The sequence below is a fragment of the Azohydromonas australica DSM 1124 genome (genome assembly GCF_000430725.1).
Classification (GTDB): domain Bacteria; phylum Pseudomonadota; class Gammaproteobacteria; order Burkholderiales; family Burkholderiaceae_C; genus Azohydromonas; species Azohydromonas australica.
In genome coordinates, this window is the sequence record NZ_AUMO01000180.1 from 1 (window position 1) to 1039 (window position 1039).

Annotated in this window: 2 protein-coding genes and 1 pseudogene; all 3 read left to right on the plus strand. The window is 73.1% G+C overall.

The features are described from left to right. On the plus strand, nt 1-331 hold a 331-nt coding region (locus tag H537_RS0119120), incomplete at its 5' end, for a 1,2-phenylacetyl-CoA epoxidase subunit PaaC (protein ID WP_028999098.1). Continuing rightward, nucleotides 325-849, plus strand: a complete 525-nt coding sequence (gene paaD, locus H537_RS0119125) for a 1,2-phenylacetyl-CoA epoxidase subunit PaaD (protein ID WP_028999099.1) — start codon at nt 325-327, stop codon at nt 847-849. The genes H537_RS0119120 and paaD, both read left to right, overlap by 7 nt. 6 nt (nt 850-855) lie before the next feature. Next, nucleotides 856-1039 (plus strand): annotated as a pseudogene (locus tag H537_RS0119130) (phenylacetic acid degradation protein); the annotation flags it as partial.

Here is a 1039-nt window from a genome sequence, read left to right on the forward strand (position 1 = left end):
CTGGGTGCTGCGCCTGGGTGACGGCACGGAAGAATCGAACCGGCGCATGCAGGCCGCGCTGGAGAAGCTGTGGCCCTACGTGGCCGAGCTGTTCGCGCAGGACGAAGTGGACGAGGCCGCAGCCGAGAGCGGGCTGGGCCCGTGCTGGGCCGAGTTGCGCGAGGAGTGGCTGTCGGAGATCGGCCCGCTGCTGCAGGCCGCGACGCTGCGGCAGCCGGCGGACCGGCCCTTCCTGAGCACCGGCCGGCGCGGCGTGCACAGCGAGCACATGGGCTACATCCTGGCGGAGATGCAGCACCTGCAGCGTGCCTTCCCGGGAGGTGCGTGGTGAACGCGGCCCAGCGCGCGCAGCCCACGCGCGTTCAGCGCGCCTGGGACGTGCTGGCCGGCGTGCTGGACCCGGAGGTGCCGGCGCTGTCGCTGTGCGACCTGGGCATCGTGCGCGACGTGCGCGAGGACGGCGAGACGCTGGAGGTGGTGCTCACGCCCACGTACTCCGGCTGTCCCGCCACCGAGGTCATCGAGCGCAGCGTGGCCGAGGCCGTGGAAGGCGCGGGGCTGGGGCCGGTGCGCCTGAAGCTGCAGCGCGCCCCGGCCTGGACCACCGACTGGATCGGCGAGGACGGCCGGCGCAAGCTGCGCGAGTACGGCATCGCGCCGCCGGGACACCTGGCCGCCGACGCCGCGGTGCCCATCCGCCTGGTGCCGCGGCGCATCGCGCCGGTGGCCTGCCCGCGCTGCGGCAGCACGCACACCGAGCAGCTCTCGGCCTTCGGCGCCACGGCGTGCAAGTCGCTGCACCGTTGCCTGGACTGCCGCGAGCCCTTCGAACACTTCAAGCCCATCTGAGCCGCCATGAGCGTCCTGTTCCATCCGCTGCGCGTGCGCGCCGTCCTGCCCGATACGTCCGAGGCCGTCATCGTCAGCTTCGAGGTGCCGCCGGAGCTGCGCGAGGCCTTCGGCTTCACGCAGGGCCAGTACCTCACGCTGCGCAAGACCATCGACGGCCAGGACCTGCGCCGCTCCTACTCCATCTGCG